Genomic DNA, 17,415 nt, shown 5'->3' on the forward strand with positions numbered 1-17,415 from the left:
GTCATGCTTAAGACCTCGAGGGGATGGGCCCTGCAGCTGGACGCTCCACTAAAGCGGAGGCCCCTTGTTCACCTCCGACACGCTTAAGATCAAATGCGGAGTGAAGCGTTCTTCTTCACGCAGAAGTTGGACTTAAGACCTCGAGGGAACAAGTAGGTATAAAAAAAGAGACCACAAACTCCTTTACAGTTTTCCCGTAAAGAATTTGTGGTCTCTCCGTTTCTCCAACCGAATCGTGTTAACTTGTACATTTATTATAACAGAATTTTACGGTTTGCACACCATTCTGCTTAAATTGACTTATTTGAATGCTTGTGCTGCTTTAACAGCCTTCTGCCAACCTTCATACAATTCTTCTCGTTTTTCTTCAGAGATTTCTGGTTCGAAGGTTTGGTCTTTTTGCCAACGCTCTTCAATTTTATCTTTGCTATCCCAGTAACCAACCGCAAGACCTGCAAGATAAGCTGCACCTAAAGCTGTCGTTTCATTTACTGTTGGACGCTCAACTTGGGTGTTGATCATGTCACTTTGGAATTGCATAAGGAAGTTATTTTTAACAGCTCCGCCATCTACACGCATTGTCTTCAAGTCTAGTCCTGAATCGCTAATCATAGCGTTTAGAACATCTTTCGTTTGATAAGCAAGCGATTCAAGTGTAGCACGCACAAAGTGCTCTTTCTTTGTACCACGAGTCAGACCAAATACAGCTCCTCTAACATCGCTATCCCAGTACGGCGTTCCAAGTCCTACGAAGGCAGGAACAACGTAAACACCATCTGTAGAATCAACATCGCCAGCTAACTGCTCACTTTGAGGAGCATCTTTAATCATTTCAAGACCATCACGCAGCCACTGAATGGCAGAACCGGAGACGAAAATACTACCCTCAAGCGCATATTCTACTTTTCCATCAAGTCCCCAAGCAATTGTGGTTAAAAGTCCATGCTCTGATTTCACAGGTTCCTCACCCGTATTCATAAGCATAAATCCGCCTGTACCATACGTGTTCTTCGCCATTCCTTTTTCGAAACAGGCTTGACCAAATAAGGCTGACTGCTGATCTCCTGCTACACCTGCGATCGGAATCTCACTTCCAAAGAAGTGGTAATCAACTGTATCTGCATAAACTTCTGAAGATGGGCGAACTTCTGGCAACATTGATTTTGGCACGCCTAGAATTTCTAGAAGCTCATCATCCCATTTCAGGTCATAGATGTTGTACATAAGAGTGCGGGATGCGTTGGAATAATCGGTAACGTGAGCTTTACCACCAGACAGTTTATAAATTAACCACGTATCAATTGTACCGAACATCAATTCATCATTTTCAGCCTTTTCACGAGCTCCATCTACGTTATCAAGGATCCACTTCACTTTCGTTCCTGCGAAGTATGGATCAAGAAGTAAACCTGTTTTATCACGGAAGGTATCGTTATATCCTTGTTCACGAAGTTCATTACAAATTGGAGCTGTTTGACGGGATTGCCATACAACAGCTTTGTAGATTGGACGACCGGAATTTTTATCCCATACGACTGTCGTTTCACGCTGGTTGGTAATACCGATACCAGCAATCTGGTTCGGCTCAACCTCTGATTTTCTAAGTACATCTGCAATACACCCTAATACAGACGTCCAGATTTCATTTGCATCATGTTCGACCCAACCTGGTTTTTCGAAGAATTGTTGAAATTCTTTTTGAGCCGTTTCAACGATAACCCCTTCTTTATTAAATAAAATCGCTCTGGAACTTGTTGTCCCCTGATCAATAGATAGAATATATTTTTCCATTTCTCTCATCTCCCTTTATCTTAAATTATGCATTCGCACGGGATGCCTGAACATCCTCATTGTTTGCTTTCTTCAATTCTTTACGTGCGGCTGTTAAAAAGATAACTAAAATCATTACAGTAAATACCCAAAAGGCTACCATGAGATCGTTCACAAAGATAGCTTTATAGAAGAGACCTCCATAGATGCCACCAATTATGGGTCCAAAGAGTGGAACCCAAGCGTATCTCCAATCTGAAGTTCCCTTACCTGGGATCGGTAAAACATAGTGTGCAATACGAGGTCCGATATCACGAGCAGGGTTAATCGCATATCCTGTAGTACCACCAAGTGACATACCAATCGCGGTAATGAGAAGACCTACAATCGCTGGATTTAATCCTTGGGTGAAGTCATTAGCCCCAATAAATAATAGTCCCATCACTAACATAAACGTCCCTATGATTTCGCTTACAAGGTTGGATAAAGGACTTCGAATCGCTGGGTCGGTTGAAAACACCGCCAGTTTCGCCCCTTGATCTTCTGTTTCTTTCCAGTGAGGTAAATAGTGAAAGAAAACCACAATAGCCCCGATGAACGCACCTACTAACTGTGCAGTTAAGTATTTCGGAACTTTGCTCCAAGGGAACTCTCCCACCATAGCAAAACCTAGAGTTACAGCTGGATTAATATGTGCGCCGCTGACTTTCCCAACAGCGTAGACGGCAAGCATTACAGCAAGGCCCCAACCAAAAGATATTAATACCCAACTGGTACCTTCAGCTTTAGATCCTTTGAGTACAACGCCACCAACGACGCCACCTCCAAAGATGATCAGGATCATTGTGCCGATCATTTCGCCTATAAATTCTGTCATAATATACCTTCTTTCATTAGGTGCTGGCTTAGATAGCTATACCACTTTTAGCCACATAAAAAACCACACGCTTCTTGTTTGGGACAATCTCACATCGAAAGTCCTACAAGTGCGTGTGGTTCTCCTGCTCTCCGCCACTAATGTTAACTTGTGACGTCTACTATACTACGTATTGAAAACGCTGTCAATAAGGTCCTATTTCCCATAATTCTTTTCTGGATGTAGAGACAGCATGAGCTCCGGCTTGTAAAGCTGATTGAACATCCTCTTTCGTTCTGATTAAGCCGCCAGCAATAATCGGTATTCCCAGCTCTTCTTTAATTTCAGATATAAAGGATGGAATTAATCCTGGTAAGACTTCAACGTAATCCGGTTGAGTCTTTTTCATAATGGCTACATTCCGATCAAGCGCTTGACTATCTATAAGGAACAAACGTTGAATCGCTAATATATCATGCCTCTTAGCAGCTGTAATTACATTGGATCTTGTCGAAATCACTCCGTGAGGCTTCACTTCATGAAATAAGAACTCCAAACCGTAATCGTCATTTTTTAACCCTTGGATTAAATCAGTATGAACAAGAATTTTCTTCCCATGCTTTCGGCCTTTCCTAACTAACTTAGGTAGCAACGACAACCTTGTTTCTAATAGAATGATCAATTCCTCATCACTCTCAAGTAGATACTCAAAATGCTTAATACTCTTAACAGCCGACAAAACCCCCTTCGGCAACTCCATACCCTGACCTCCTTTAATCAACTAAAGGGTGCCAGACACCCTTTAGCGCTATGCAGTGTTACTATACTGATTGGTGTCTGGCACCCGTTTGTACTTTAGAGCGGCAAAGCACATGTGCAAGTAAAAAGGACTAGTGGTGAGCTAGTCCTTTAGAAAAGTATCTTCTGTCTGACGCCTGGACATTTCTTCCTGGTCATAGATGACTCGCATAGGATTGCCGCCAACAAAACATCCAGGTGGAACGTCTTTATGTACGAGCGTTCCAGCGGAAATGATCGCGTCATCTCCAATCGTTATGCCAGGCAATATGGTTGAGTTTGCACCAATCATGACGTTACTCCCGATGTTAACATCACCTAGGCGATACTCTTTAATCAAGTACTCATGCGCTAAAATAGTCGTGTTATACCCAATCACCGTGTTCCGCCCAACAGAGATTCTTTCTGGAAACATTACATCGAGCATCACCATAAGAGCAAAAGCCGCCTGATCACCGACATCCATACGAAGGAATGTACGATACAGCCAATTTTTCACCGGCAAAAATGGCGTATAACGAGCCAGTTGAATGACGACAAAATTTTTGACAACCTTCCAAAATGGGACGGTCTTATAGACGTGCCACAATGAATTGGCCTCTTTCACCCGATGACGCTCGGTGTTTCTCATAAGATCACTCCATCACGATTTTTAAAATATCACTCATATGTTCAAGCATATAGTCTGGCTCTAAATCATCCAATACTTTACGCCCTTTAACCGTCCAAGCTACACCTGCTGTTTTGGTACCAGCATTTTGACCTGATTCAATATCATGTGTGTTATCTCCTACCATGATTGTCTCTTCTGGCTTCGCATCAAGTTCTTTCATTGCACGAACGACTGGTTCTGGATGAGGTTTAGCATGAGTTACATCATCTAATGTTACAATCGTTTCGAATTTATCAGCAATATGGGTAAGCTCAATCCCCATGTCTACCGTTTGACGCATCTTTGTTGTAACAATACCTAGCTTAAATCCTGCTTGCTTAAGTTTTTCTAACGTTTCAACAACGCCATCGTAAGCTTCCACGAGACGATCGTGATTCTCATGGTTATGGGTACGATACGTGTTCATCATTTCTTCGACATCTGCATCTGGATTGATTTTGCGTAAGCTTTCTTCAAGAGGAGGACCAATAAATTTCAGAACGTCCTCTCTGTTATATTTTCCTGGCGCATACGTTTCTGTCGTATGAAGAAACGATGCAATGATTAAATCATTTGTATTAATTAATGTTCCATCTAAGTCAAATAGAAGAGTGCGTATGGTCATAAGTGGCTTCCTTTCCTTTTGATGTAGTTCGGTTCCAAACGAAACCGACAATAGCTGTTAGTACAATAGCTGTTACGAGACGAATCAATAACAAGGGCCAAACCGGAATCCCGAGTGGTATGAAAATGAGCGTGTCCTCTACCACCGCGTGACAAGAGACGAGGAAGATAAGAGACAAGTACATATCTTTTTTCGACACTCCGTCTTCTTTCACAGCTTGAATCATGAGCCCAGCTCCATAAGCTAACCCAATAACAAGCCCCGCCACAAGGGTCATGGATGCATTGCGCTCTACTCCCAATACACGTGTAAAAGGTGCGAGCCATTTCGAGAAAAGGTTTAACCAATTCTTTTCCTTTAGCCACTGCATCGCAACCATCAGAGGAATCACAATGGCCGCTAGTTGCAGAACGCTCATTATAGCTGTTTTAACACCAAGCAACACTATTGCAACATAGCCTTCTGGATCGGGTTGCTGGGTAATGAGTCCATACTGGGCCATTTCAGAACCGCCCTGCCAGAAGACATTTATTAGTATGGCTGAAAGAAAGGCAAGTGATAAGCGAATCCCTGCAACAAACCACCATTTCACCCCAACCTTCGAAGCCACTGTTGATTCAATCAGCAAGTTATGAGAGAACGACATCATAACTGCCATAATAAATACCTCTTTTACACTGAAATCAAATGAGACAATGGCACCAATCCCAGCATAGAGGTTTAAAAAGTTCCCTAAAACAAGCGGAATCGCCGCCTCACCTGGCAGTCCAATCCACTTCATGAGTGGTGTAATCCACTCCATAATCCACTTTAAGACGGGAGTAAACCGGAGAACCGTTACAAGTAACGTGATGGGAAATATGACTTTCCCAAGAGCCCACGTTACACTCATTCCTTGTTTCAACCCTCTTTGTAATATACCAGGCAAGGGGTACCCTCCTTACTTGTTCAGTTTGTTGCCCTCATAATCTCGATCTGCCTTATTTGTTTTACGACGGTACATAATTAAAACTGAGGCAAGTAAGATCAGGACAATAGAGATTACTTGTGCTGTACGTAGCGAGCCAATGATATAAAGGCTATCTGTACGCATTTGTTCAATAAAGTAGCGTCCGAATGAATACCAAATGACATAACTTAAGAATACTTCACCGCGACGTGGATTGAACCTGCGCAACACCAATAAGAATACAAAGCCGAGGATGTTCCACACAGATTCATATAAAAAGGTAGGGTGATACACAACCCCCTCAATACACATTTGACGATTGATGAAGTCTGGTAAGAATTGCATGACATTCTGATAGAACGACTCTGAAACAGGGCCACCATGAGCTTCCTGATTCATAAAGTTCCCCCAGCGCCCAATGGCTTGACCTAAAATAATACTAGGCGCTGCAATGTCAGCCAGCTGCCAAAATGGAAGTTTTCGAACACGAGCGAACACAACGGCTGTTGCAACAGAACCGATTAGAGCACCATGGATGGCAATACCGCCTTCCCAAATCGCAAATATATCGATTAAGGAACCATTCGCATATCGTTCCCATTCAAAAATAACATAGTAGATACGAGCTGAAATAATAGCGATTGGAATCGCAAACACAACTAAATCAACAAACGTATCTTTCTTAAAACCAAGTCGCTCCGACTCCCGCATAGCAAGCCATAAGCCAAGATAAGCGCCCGTTGCGATAATGACTCCATACCAATAAATTGTGAAAGGCCCCAGGTCTAGAAGGACTCGACTTATAGGATCCGGACTACACGTCTGCACCTGGGAATCCTCCTTTCGGTGAACCAGCTTTATTCTCGTCAATCATACCGGTTAAACGGTGTGAGAATTCCTCAGCTGCATTTACACCCATACGCTTTAGACGGAAGTTCATCGCAGCTACTTCAATAATGACAGCAAGGTTTCGACCTGGGCGTACCGGCACAGTCGCTTTAGGAATTTCAACATCCATGATCTTCATTGTTTCCTCTTCTAAACCGAGGCGATCGTATTGTTTGTTCTTTTCCCACAGCTCGAGGTTAATGCAATATGTAATCCTCTTAAAGCTGCGAACGGCCCCAGCCCCAAATAATGTCATAACATTAATAATACCTAAGCCTCTGATCTCTAATAGGTGTTCAATAAGAGAAGGTGAGTTTCCGATTAACGTATCATAGTCTTCCTGACGAATTTCTACACTATCGTCAGCTACAAGACGGTGACCTCTCTTAACAAGTTCAAGAGCTGTTTCACTTTTACCAACTCCGCTCTGTCCTGTTATTAAAACCCCTACGCCATAAACATCCACCAGAACGCCGTGTATCGCTGTAAAAGGGGCAAACTTTGTTTCTAAGAAGTTGGTTAACCGACTAATAACACGAGTCGTCTTATGCGGAGATCGCATAATTGGCACACCCGCCTCAGATGCTGCCTTTATAAGTGCATCAGGCACTTCCATCCCCCGTGTAATCACAATGCCTGGTGTAATATCTGTACATAATTTCGCTGCACGATCCTTCTTATCTTCTTCTTTAAGTTCGTTAAAGAACGACAACTCCGTTTTGCCAAGCAATTGCAAACGTTCAGACGGATAATACTTAAAATAGCCCGCCATTTCCATTCCAGGTCTAGAAATATCACTTGTAGAAATCTCACGGTGAACGCCATCCTCACCAGCAACAATTTCTAGATTAAATTGATCCAACAAATCCTGGGTTCGAACTTTCGACATATGTAATCCTCCCTGTAGGTTATCCTCAATAATCACTTCCCCTATTGTAGCATTTTTTACAAAACTCTGTGGAAACAAAACAACCCAAACAAAAAAACACAAACCACTGCAGTTCACTAAAGCACTACCGCGTGCCTGGCACCCTGCAGTTCTCTAAAGCGCTAACGCGTGCCTGACACCCTGCAGTTCGCTAAAGTACTAACGCGTGTCTGACACCCTGCAGTTCGCTAAAGTACTAACGCGTGTCTGACACCCTGCAGTTCGCTAAAGTACTACATCAACCTCAAAAAATTGGTCAATAAAAAAACTGATCCCATATGGGATCAGTTTTATTTCTTAGCGTCTTTGAAGAGCTGGTTCAGGATTAGGTTTAAGATAGATAAGATGATGGCAGCAAGGATCGCCATGCCAAATCCTTCAATCTCAAAACTACTTCCTAGTAAACCTTGCGTAATCATTAGCGTAATCGCGTTGATAACAAATAAGAATAAACCAAGTGATAAAACTGTAATCGGCAAGGTTAAGACAACTAAAATCGGACGTACAATAACATTTAAAATCGAGAGAATGAAACTCGCTAAGATAGCCGTTCCAATCCCTGCTAAGTATATCGAATCAAATAATTGATCAACGGCAATAATAGCCACAGCATTTAGAATAATACTAAAAAGCCAATTCATGATCCTTCCACTCCTTTATAAGCCTCCCCCTTCATCACCCTGTATCTTCACGGAACCTGTTTTTGTTTCCGCTTCAACATGCAAAATGTGATCCAGGTAAGGATTTGTTTCAAATTTCAACTCTTTCTTAAGCGTTTCTTTCTGCTCTGAGATCGTTTTAAAGTCTGGCAAATAGCAGTGAAGACTTCCAAGGTTGGTGAACATTTTTCCATTTAACCGTACCGATTTTGGTACGATAAGGTCCACATTCCCGGTAGTCGTTTTAAAGAAACCAGTATGTCCACGGTCCCCCTGCCAAGTACACTTAATATTTCCGTTAATAACTTGGGCATCAACTTTGCCAAAGTCTCCGGCCAGTTTCACAGACCCATTCATCATCTCAGTTTCTAAATCGTCGCACTTTACTTGCTCGGCAGTAATCGACCCATTCGAGGTGCTTAACTCCCACTCATGACCTTCCATCTTTTGGAGGATAATGTCTCCGTTCGATGTTTTCACGTCTAAGTCATGAACAGGAAGCCCTTCTGCTTCTATTTTCCCATTAAAGACACGAAGTGAAACGTCTTCATACGCTTTCTCCGGCACCCAAAGCGTTACATCCGTCTTGACCTTCTTAGATTTCACTTCGAACCTAAGCACTTCGTCATCTACAATAAAGTTTTTCATATCCATAAATCGTTCACGAGCTTCATCTTGATTATTAACTTGGTACACTTTAGCCTGACACTCAAGGCGCATATCTTGTTCCTTCCAAGGCTTCATCATTACATTTCCATTCGCCACATCAATATATACGTTATTAAACGTTACTCCCTGATGTTGAAAAATATGATGAACACTTTGATACGAACCAAAGTTGAAATCTAAATCTACATTTTTTATTTTCTTAAAGGCTTCTCCTACCAAACTTTTGAAACGTTGCTTTGTTGAACCAGAGTTGTAAGACTTGTGATCTTGCCGCGCATCCCAATCCACTTTCTTAGAAAGCTCAGCTGACTTACCCTCTTGCCCCTCTTCTTCTTTAACATCACTAGCATACGCCAAAGCATCCAGTAACTCCTCCGCTTCCTCTGTAGAGATCTTTCCCTCTTGAAGCATCGTTAAAATCCGCTTTCTCTCTTCTTGCACGGTTCATCTCTCCTTTATCATCCTATTCTTTATACGCATCATAAGATCTATATGTTTCAATTTCGACTCATTTATTTCTCATTCTCGATTCTCTACATAGTTCCTTCTTTAAAATAAGTGCTTCGTTAAAGTTTAATGTTGTTATACTTTCATATATTTATTAGAAATTGGTCAGTAATATAGAACATTTCAAACTGAGACATAAAAATTGTGATGAGCCCCCAACCTACCATATTGGGCTCGTTTCCGCTCTACTTATACAGCAAAGGTGGTCCTGGAAATTGCGAGACTCCTGCGGGAGAAAGAGGTCGACGAGACCCCGCAGGGTGGTTTCCCCGAGGAGGCTGTAAAAGAAAAGGGGGAAGTTCGACTAAGACCGTCACGTCCTGTGACAACGTCGAACGACCCCACGTCGTATGGGGCCGCGGAAAGCGAGTAATTTCCAGGACCACCTTACTCTCTATTAAAGCTAGCGGAAACAACTCCAAGAACAAACAAATCCCCTTGCTTTTCATCAGAAAAGCAAGGGGACCCCCTTAAAACGTCCACTTATAAAATTCTTCGTACTTCAACAGCTTACGCCCTTCAGAATTAATTTCCTTCAGGTTCGGACTATCACGGAATTGCTTCATCATACCTTCTGCCTGAGAACGGTGAGCTTCAATCGCTCTCATCTTACCTTCAAAGTAATCCTCAACATCACGTACGATGTCAGGTTCACCTAATAATTCACGACGATTATGCGTAATCGCTTTGGCCCACACTTCAGGACGTTTAGACTCATCCATCATTTCAACAGCTTTAATCGCTGCTGCTCCCATTGCATCGTGATCAGGGTGAACAGCATGCCCAGGATAAAAAGTAATAACAAGGCTTGGCTCAATTTCCTCAAGACGCTGCTTTAAATCCTTGGCAACTTCATTACGATCTTCAAATTCTAACGTTTTATCACGGTAACCTAGCATTTCTAAGTTAATATCTAACTCTTTACAAGCATCTTGTAACTCTTCCTTACGAATTTCAGGTAGCGTTTCACGATTAGCAAAAAACGGACTTCCCATATTACGACCCATTTCTCCTAATGTTCCACAAAAATAAGTTACAGGAATGTCTTTTTCCCGGAATTCAAGAATCGTACCTGAACACCCAAACGCTTCATCATCAGGGTGTGGTAAAATTATGGCGACATGTTGACCCATGTTGCGGTCCCTCACTTTCATTTATTATTTAAACGGCGTCTCGCTAATTTCTAAAGCTACCATCAAACGGCCTTCATTATCGTGGCCAGCCATCAACAATCGACCTTGATCATCAAGCTCCCAGTCTGTTAAACCTTCTGCATAAATCCAACCAAGTTGTGTTTTCAATCCGACACGATAAGATTCATGACCAATAATTTTTGCTTGCGTATATTTTACCTGAGCATTCCGAATAAATGCTCCTACATTATATGCGTTAGAATCAAAGTGGCGCGCATAAGCACCATTTGTGGTTTCTAAGTGAATATATACATCTTTATGCGCTAGATCCTCAAGCGCTTTTTGGACGTGATCGATTTGGATCGTTTCCATACGACGGACCCCTCTCTAGAACTAATGTCTTTCTATACCATACCCAAAATAATGCACAATCGTCAAAGAATCTACATTTATGTATATAGAGAGAGAAAGTTCTCTCTCTATCGGCTTAGCTTATAACTCTGATTTTAAATCACGCAATAATTCAACTAGGCCTCTAAGGCTCGACAATCCATCTGTACCCTCACAAGTTGATCCGCTTCCTGTGTTGCCGTTTCCATTCCCATTAAACATAAAAGCTAAGATAGCCAGAATGAGATAGAGATTATTATCATTATAGATACGAATGTTTGGGTTACCGATGTTTTCAAGTTTTAGGTCATCTTGGTTGTATTGGCGATTGCGTTGGTCTTGTTCCTGATCTTGCTCTTGTTCATTTTCTTGTTCTTGCTCTTGTTCGTTTTCTTGTTCTTGCTCCTGCTCTTGGTCTTGTTCATTCTCTTGTTCGTTCTCTTGTTCTTGGTCGTTTTCTTGTTCTTGGTCAAACTCTTGGTCATTTTCTAGGTCTTGTTCTTGATCTTGTTCACTTTCTTGTTCTTGTTCTTGCTCTTGCTCGTTTTCTTGTTCTTGCTCCTGCTCTTGGTCTTGTTCATTCTCTTGTTCGTTCTCTTGTTCTTGATCATTTTCTTGATCTTGTTTACTTTCTTGTTCTTGCTCCTGCTCTTGGTCTTGTTCATTCTCTTGTTCGTTCTCTTGTTCTTGGTCATTTTCTTGTTCTTGGTCTTGTTCGTTCTCTTGTTCGTTCTCTTGTTCGTTCTCTTGTTCTTGATCATTTTCTTGATCTTGTTTACTTTCTTGTTCTTGCTCCTGCTCTTGATCTTGTTCATTCTCTTGTTCATTTTCTTGTTCTTGATCATTTTCTTGTTCGTTTTCCTGTTCTTGGTCGAACTCTTGGTCATTTTCTAGTTCTTGTTCCTGATCTTGTTCACTTTCTTGCTCTTGTTCTTGTTCATTTTCTTGTTCTTGTTCTTGGTCTTGCTCCTGATCTTGCTCTTGGTCTTGCTCCTGATCTTGCTCTTGATCTTGTTCATTCTCTTGTTCCTGATCTTGCTCATTTTCTTGTTCTTGTTCCTGATCTTGTTCATTCTCTTGTTCCTGATCTTGCTCTTGGTCTTGCTCATTTTCTTGCTCTTGGTCTTGTTCCTGATCTTGCTCATTCTCTTGTTCATTTTCTTGTTCTTGGTCGAATTCTTGGTCGTTTTCTAAGTCTTGTTCTTGGTCTTGCTCGTTTTCCTGATCATTATCTAAATCTTGCTCTTGATCCTGCTCCTGTTCTTGCTCTTGGTCTTGTTCTTGCTCATTCTCTTGTTCTTGGTGTTGTTTCTGTATTTGTTTTTTTAGCTTTTCGAGTTCGGCTTCTAATTTGCATAAACGAACATCCTTATCAAAAGACATCAGCATTCACTCCTTTTTTTGTTATATATTACTGTATGGAGCGATCCTCAAAGTGAAAGGGTGAATGCATTAAGTCTTATGTACATTTTTACCATTATTAGAAAGATTGGTTGAACAGACTATAAAAAAAGACAGAACCTCGGGTGTAGGCTCTGTCTCTTTACTACTTAGGATTTCGAAACTTTTTCACGCTGCTGCATCTTCTCTTCCATTCGTTTACGATCTCTTTCCAAAATAGGTCCTAGATAATGACCTGTGTAAGATTGGGTTTGTTCAGAAACTTCTTCAGGGGTGCCAGTTGCAATAATCTGACCTCCATTAGCTCCACCTTCAGGCCCTAAATCAAGTAGATAATCAGCTGCTTTTATAACATCTAAGTTGTGTTCAATAATCAAGACGGTTTCACCATTATCCACAAGACGTTGTAGAACCATCAGTAACCTTGATATATCATCCACGTGCAAGCCCGTCGTTGGTTCATCGAGGATGTACAACGAACGTCCTGTCGAACGACGATGAAGCTCACTTGCTAGCTTAACACGTTGAGCCTCACCACCAGAAAGGGTTGTGGCTGGTTGACCGAGTTTAATATACCCAAGTCCTACATCGAATATTGTAGATAGCTTCCGCTTAATTTTAGGGATCGCTTCGAAGAAATCATATGCTTCTTCGATGGTCATAGCGAGAACATCTGCAATACTTTTCCCCTTATATTTTACTTCAAGCGTCTCTCGATTATATCGCTTTCCGTCACACACTTCACACGGAACATAGACATCTGGCAAGAAGTGCATTTCAATCTTAATAATCCCGTCGCCTCGGCATGCTTCACAACGTCCACCTTTAACGTTAAAGCTGAAACGCCCTTTTTTGTACCCTCTTATCTTCGCTTCATTAGTCTGTGCAAATACATCGCGAATATCGTCAAAGACACCTGTATACGTAGCAGGGTTTGAACGTGGTGTTCGTCCAATTGGAGACTGATCAATATCAATAACTTTTTCTAAATGATCCAGACCCTTTACTTCCTTATGCTTACCAGGCTTCACTTTGCTCTTATGAAGACGTTGAGCCAGGCTTTTGTGTAATATCTCATTAACCAGTGTACTCTTACCAGAACCAGACACACCAGTTACTGCCGTTAGAACACCTAACGGAAACTTAGCATTTACTTTCTTCAAGTTATTCTCTTCAGCCCCGACCACTTCGACGTAGCGGCCATCTGGTTTACGACGTTCTTGCGGAAGTGGAATAAACTTCTCCCCTGAAAGGTACTGTCCAGTCAATGACCCTTTGTCTTCCATCACTTCTTGAGGCGTACCACTTGATACAATTTGTCCACCGTGAGCTCCTGCCCCTGGTCCGATATCAATCAGGTGATCAGCAGCAAGCATCGTATCTTCATCATGTTCAACTACAATAAGTGTGTTGTCCAAATCCCTCATATTTTGAAGGGTAGCAATAAGACGATCATTATCACGTTGGTGAAGACCGATAGAAGGCTCATCAAGTACATACAAAACGCCCGTTAATGCTGCACCAATTTGTGTGGCCAAGCGAATACGCTGTGCCTCACCGCCTGACAGAGTTCCGCCAGAGCGAGAAAGTGTTAAGTAGTCTATACCGACATTAATAAGAAAACTTAATCGATCGCAGATTTCTTTCAAAATCATGCGAGCAATCGTTTCTTCTTTCTCCGATAGCTCTACATTATCAAAGAAATGATACGCCTCATGCACAGAAAGATCCGTAACTTCTCCAATATGATTACCGTTAACAAGCACGGCTAACGGTTTCTCGTCTAAACGGTACCCTTTACACTTAGGACACTTCTTCTGGGCCATATACTTTTCCATTTGTTCACGGATGTAGTCAGAGGTTGTCTCACGATACCTTCTCTCTACGTTTGATACGACGCCTTCGAAATAAATATGGTTTTCTCTTACCTTTCCGAAATCATTCTCGTAACGGAAGTAAATTTTTTCATCATCACTTCCATAAAGAATGCGATCCAGCTGATACTTCGGGATATCTTTCACCGGAATATCCATGTCGATCCCGTAGTGATCACAGACACTTTTTAAAAGGTGTGGATAATACTGTGAACTGTTTGGTTCCCATGGGGCAATGGCGTGTTGATTTAACGTTAAACTCCAATCCGGAATCACTAGTTCCAAGTCAACCTCTAACTGTGTGCCAAGTCCGTCACAGCGTGTACAAGCTCCATATGGACTATTAAAGGAGAACATACGAGGCTCAAGTTCCCCAATAGAGAATCCACATATCGGACACGCATGATGCTCACTGAATTGAAGCTCTTCACCATCCACGACGTCAACGATCAAGTGTCCTTCACCTAAACGAAGCGCTGTTTCTACAGAATCAGACAGACGTCCGGAAACACCATCTTTAATTGCAATTCGATCAATGACCACTTCTATAGAGTGTTTTTTATTTTTCTCAAGAGAGATGTCTTCTGTTACTTCACGCATTTCTCCGTCAACGCGTATTCGTACATATCCTTCTTTTTTCAAGTTTTCGAGGACTTTTACGTGTTGACCTTTGCGTCCTGAAACCACAGGAGCAAGAATTTGCATTTTGGTACGCTCAGGATATTCAAGGAGCTGATCCACCATTTGTTGAACGGTTTGAGATGTAATTTCAATCCCATGGTTCGGACAAGTTGGATGTCCCACACGTGCGTACAGAAGACGCAGGTAATCATAAATCTCTGTGACTGTCCCTACAGTAGACCGAGGGTTTTTACTCGTCGTCTTCTGATCGATAGAGATAGCCGGAGAAAGACCCTCGATCGAGTCAACATCCGGTTTATCCATTTGGCCTAAAAATTGACGCGCGTATGCAGACAGAGATTCTACGTATCGACGCTGCCCTTCCGCATAAACCGTGTCGAAGGCAAGCGAAGACTTCCCTGAACCCGAAAGTCCTGTTAGCACGACTAATTTGTTCTTCGGTATATCTATATCGACATTTTTTAAATTATGGGCACGAGCCCCTTTAACACTTATCGATTTCTGGCTCATGTATTAGATCATCCTTCCGCTTTAAGTTCCAAGAGAAGATCTCGTAGTTCAGCAGCTCGCTCGAAATTCAAGTCTCTTGCTGCCTGCTTCATCTCTTTCTCCATATTTTCGATCATCTTGTCTTTTTCCTTCTTGCTCATTTTTGAAACATTTGGACGGTCGTCTGTCTCCTGTGTTTCTTCCGATTCAGTTGTAGCACGGATTACATCGCGAATTTCCTTTTTAATGGTTGTAGGGGTAATCCCGTGTTCTTCATTATAAGCGATCTGTTTCTCTCGGCGACGATTCGTTTCATCAATCGCAATATTCATAGAATCAGTCATCTTATCGGCATACATAATAACCTGTCCGTTTTCATTACGAGCCGCTCGCCCGATCGTTTGAATAAGAGAACGCTGTGAGCGAAGGAATCCTTCTTTATCCGCATCTAAAATGGTAACAAGCGAGACTTCAGGAATGTCTAACCCCTCACGAAGAAGGTTAATACCGACAAGGACATCGTATTTTCCTTTACGAAGCTCTCGGATAATCTCAATTCGTTCTAATGTTTTAATTTCAGAGTGCAGATAAGCGACTTTAATGCCAATCTCTTTTAAGTAATCCGTTAGATCTTCTGACATTTTCTTCGTTAATGTGGTAACAAGGACACGTTCGTTGCGTTCTTTCCTCATATTGATCTCGCCAATTAAGTCATCGATTTGACCCTGAATAGGGCGAACCTCAATTTTCGGATCTAATAAGCCTGTTGGACGAATAATTTGCTCAACCATCTCTGGTGAGTGTTCTTGTTCGTATGGACCAGGCGTGGCTGAAACGTAGACAATTTGATTCAATTTCTCCTCAAACTCCTCAAAACGGAGAGGTCGGTTATCTAAGGCTGAAGGGAGACGAAAGCCATGATCAACCAGAACCTGTTTACGCGCTTGGTCTCCGTTATACATACCCCGAATTTGCGGTATGGTCACGTGGGACTCATCAGCGATAATAAGGAAGTCATCTGGGAAGTAATCGATTAATGTATAAGGTGTCGCTCCTTTATCACGAAGCGTTAAGTGCCTTGAATAGTTCTCAATGCCTGAGCAAAAGCCCATTTCTTTCATCATTTCTAAGTCATAGTTCGTACGTTGTTCTAAACGCTGAGCTTCTAGCAATTTATTTTGATCTTTTAATTCTTTTAGGCGTTCTTGTAGTTCACGTTCTATGTTTTTGATCGCTACTTTCATTTTCTCTTCACGGGTTACGAAGTGGGATGCCGGGAAAATAGCAACATGTTCACGATCTCCTATAATTTCACCCGTTAACGCATCTACTTCACGGATTCGGTCAATTTCATCACCGAAAAACTCAACGCGTATGCAGTGCTCTTCTCTAGAAGCTGGGATGATCTCAACAGAATCTCCACGAACTCGGAACGTACCACGCTGAAAGTCAATATCATTACGCGCATACTGAATATCAACAAGATCACGTAGCAACTCATCACGGTCCTTCTCCATGCCTGAACGAATAGAGAGCACCAGGTTACGATATTCTTCAGGTGAACCTAAACCATATATACAAGATACACTGGCAACAATTAAAACATCACGGCGTTCAAACAAAGCAGATGTCGCAGAGTGGCGCAGTTTATCGATCTCATCATTGATATTAGCGTCCTTCTCAATAAACGTATCTGTAGAAGGAACATAAGCTTCCGGCTGATAGTAATCGTAATAACTAACGAAATATTCCACCGCGTTATTAGGGAAGAATTCTTTAAATTCACTGTACAGCTGACCGGCTAATGTTTTGTTATGAGCAATAACGAGCGTGGGCTTGTTAATCTCTTTCACAACGTTGGACATCGTAAATGTTTTTCCCGTTCCTGTGGCTCCAAGTAAGGTCTGGTGCACCTTCCCCTCGTCAATGCCTTGCTTAATCTTCTCAATCGCTGCAGGCTGATCCCCCTGCGGCTCGTATTGGGATACCAATTCAAATTTGTTCTCCAAGATGCAACCTCCATTCATCCATTCACTCTTATAACCGTAGTTTACCACAATCTCTCATCATTCTAACATATACGCGAACAAACATTCGACCACCCTGCTCAACTGCCCACTTTAGGCGGGTAGAGCAGTAAACCGTGCCAGACACCCGTTACCACTCTAAAGTACTAACGGGTGTC

15 protein-coding genes are annotated in these 17,415 nt (G+C 42.0%); all 15 read right to left on the minus strand.

Going from position 1 to position 17,415, the window contains the following annotated elements:
- Positions 1-300: 300 nt before the first annotated feature.
- On the minus strand, positions 301-1,791 hold the full coding sequence (glpK, locus tag N780_RS09210; RefSeq protein ID WP_036782855.1) for a glycerol kinase GlpK: 1,491 nt from the start codon (positions 1,789-1,791) through the stop codon (positions 301-303).
- Positions 1,792-1,816: 25 nt separating this feature from the next.
- Positions 1,817-2,647 (minus strand): MIP/aquaporin family protein, encoded by an 831-nt coding sequence (locus N780_RS09215; RefSeq protein ID WP_036782858.1) that lies wholly within the window; start codon positions 2,645-2,647, stop codon positions 1,817-1,819.
- A 184-nt stretch (positions 2,648-2,831) separates the two neighbouring features.
- The gene (locus tag N780_RS09220; RefSeq protein ID WP_036782861.1) at positions 2,832-3,386 is read right to left on the minus strand and encodes a glycerol-3-phosphate responsive antiterminator; all 555 of its coding nucleotides are present in this window, start codon (positions 3,384-3,386) and stop codon (positions 2,832-2,834) included.
- 141 nt (positions 3,387-3,527) lie between these two features.
- Positions 3,528-4,055: an acyltransferase gene (locus N780_RS09225; RefSeq protein ID WP_036782864.1), complete on the minus strand. Its 528-nt coding sequence runs from the start codon at positions 4,053-4,055 to the stop codon at positions 3,528-3,530.
- Positions 4,056-4,059: 4 nt separating this feature from the next.
- Complete coding sequence (gene ppaX, locus N780_RS09230; protein ID WP_036782868.1) at positions 4,060-4,701, minus strand: pyrophosphatase PpaX; 642 nt, start codon at positions 4,699-4,701, stop codon at positions 4,060-4,062.
- Positions 4,676-5,629, minus strand: a complete 954-nt coding sequence (locus tag N780_RS09235; protein ID WP_036782871.1) for a nucleoside recognition domain-containing protein — start codon at positions 5,627-5,629, stop codon at positions 4,676-4,678. The genes ppaX and N780_RS09235 overlap by 26 nt, the downstream gene beginning before the upstream one ends.
- 12 nt (positions 5,630-5,641) lie before the next feature.
- Complete coding sequence (gene lgt / locus N780_RS09240) at positions 5,642-6,478, minus strand: prolipoprotein diacylglyceryl transferase (protein ID WP_036782874.1); 837 nt, start codon at positions 6,476-6,478, stop codon at positions 5,642-5,644.
- Entirely contained in the window at positions 6,465-7,427 is a 963-nt protein-coding gene (hprK, locus tag N780_RS09245) for an HPr(Ser) kinase/phosphatase (RefSeq protein ID WP_036782877.1), read from the minus strand. Before hprK ends, lgt begins: the two co-directional genes overlap by 14 nt.
- A gap of 329 nt (positions 7,428-7,756) precedes the next feature.
- Positions 7,757-8,107, minus strand: coding sequence for a phage holin family protein (locus N780_RS09250; RefSeq protein ID WP_036782880.1), 351 nt, complete (start codon positions 8,105-8,107; stop codon positions 7,757-7,759).
- Positions 8,108-8,122: 15 nt separating this feature from the next.
- Positions 8,123-9,235 carry a DUF4097 family beta strand repeat-containing protein gene (locus N780_RS09255; protein ID WP_036782883.1) on the minus strand — a complete coding sequence of 371 codons (1,113 nt, stop codon included), beginning with the start codon at positions 9,233-9,235 and terminating at the stop codon, positions 8,123-8,125.
- Positions 9,236-9,771: 536 nt separating this feature from the next.
- Positions 9,772-10,434: a bacillithiol biosynthesis deacetylase BshB2 gene (bshB2, locus tag N780_RS09260; RefSeq protein ID WP_036782886.1), complete on the minus strand. Its 663-nt coding sequence runs from the start codon at positions 10,432-10,434 to the stop codon at positions 9,772-9,774.
- Between the two features lie 24 nt (positions 10,435-10,458).
- Entirely contained in the window at positions 10,459-10,806 is a 348-nt protein-coding gene (locus N780_RS09265) for a YojF family protein (protein ID WP_036782888.1), read from the minus strand.
- A 120-nt stretch (positions 10,807-10,926) separates the two neighbouring features.
- Positions 10,927-12,207: a hypothetical protein gene (locus tag N780_RS19790; RefSeq protein ID WP_052114976.1), complete on the minus strand. Its 1,281-nt coding sequence runs from the start codon at positions 12,205-12,207 to the stop codon at positions 10,927-10,929.
- Positions 12,208-12,374: 167 nt separating this feature from the next.
- Positions 12,375-15,251 (minus strand): excinuclease ABC subunit UvrA, encoded by a 2,877-nt coding sequence (gene uvrA / locus N780_RS09280; protein ID WP_036782890.1) that lies wholly within the window; start codon positions 15,249-15,251, stop codon positions 12,375-12,377.
- A gap of 8 nt (positions 15,252-15,259) precedes the next feature.
- The gene (gene uvrB, locus N780_RS09285; protein WP_036782893.1) at positions 15,260-17,239 is read right to left on the minus strand and encodes an excinuclease ABC subunit UvrB; all 1,980 of its coding nucleotides are present in this window, start codon (positions 17,237-17,239) and stop codon (positions 15,260-15,262) included.
- Positions 17,240-17,415 lie beyond the last annotated feature (176 nt).

It is taken from the genome of Pontibacillus chungwhensis BH030062 (genome assembly GCF_000770675.1).
In the GTDB taxonomy this organism is placed as follows: domain Bacteria; phylum Bacillota; class Bacilli; order Bacillales; family BH030062; genus Pontibacillus; species Pontibacillus chungwhensis.

Coding starts and splice junctions, on each gene's coding strand:
- N780_RS09225 (WP_036782864.1), bottom strand. CDS start 4,055: ATGAGAAACACCGAGCGTCATCGGGTGAAAGAGGCCAATTCATTGTGG.
- ppaX (WP_036782868.1), bottom strand. CDS start 4,701: ATGACCATACGCACTCTTCTATTTGACTTAGATGGAACATTAATTAAT.
- N780_RS09215 (WP_036782858.1), bottom strand. CDS start 2,647: ATGACAGAATTTATAGGCGAAATGATCGGCACAATGATCCTGATCATC.
- uvrA (WP_036782890.1), bottom strand. CDS start 15,251: ATGAGCCAGAAATCGATAAGTGTTAAAGGGGCTCGTGCCCATAATTTA.
- bshB2 (WP_036782886.1), bottom strand. CDS start 10,434: ATGGGTCAACATGTCGCCATAATTTTACCACACCCTGATGATGAAGCG.
- N780_RS09250 (WP_036782880.1), bottom strand. CDS start 8,107: ATGAATTGGCTTTTTAGTATTATTCTAAATGCTGTGGCTATTATTGCC.
- N780_RS09220 (WP_036782861.1), bottom strand. CDS start 3,386: ATGGAGTTGCCGAAGGGGGTTTTGTCGGCTGTTAAGAGTATTAAGCAT.
- glpK (WP_036782855.1), bottom strand. CDS start 1,791: ATGGAAAAATATATTCTATCTATTGATCAGGGGACAACAAGTTCCAGA.
- N780_RS19790 (WP_052114976.1), bottom strand. CDS start 12,207: ATGTCTTTTGATAAGGATGTTCGTTTATGCAAATTAGAAGCCGAACTC.
- N780_RS09265 (WP_036782888.1), bottom strand. CDS start 10,806: ATGGAAACGATCCAAATCGATCACGTCCAAAAAGCGCTTGAGGATCTA.
- hprK (WP_036782877.1), bottom strand. CDS start 7,427: ATGTCGAAAGTTCGAACCCAGGATTTGTTGGATCAATTTAATCTAGAA.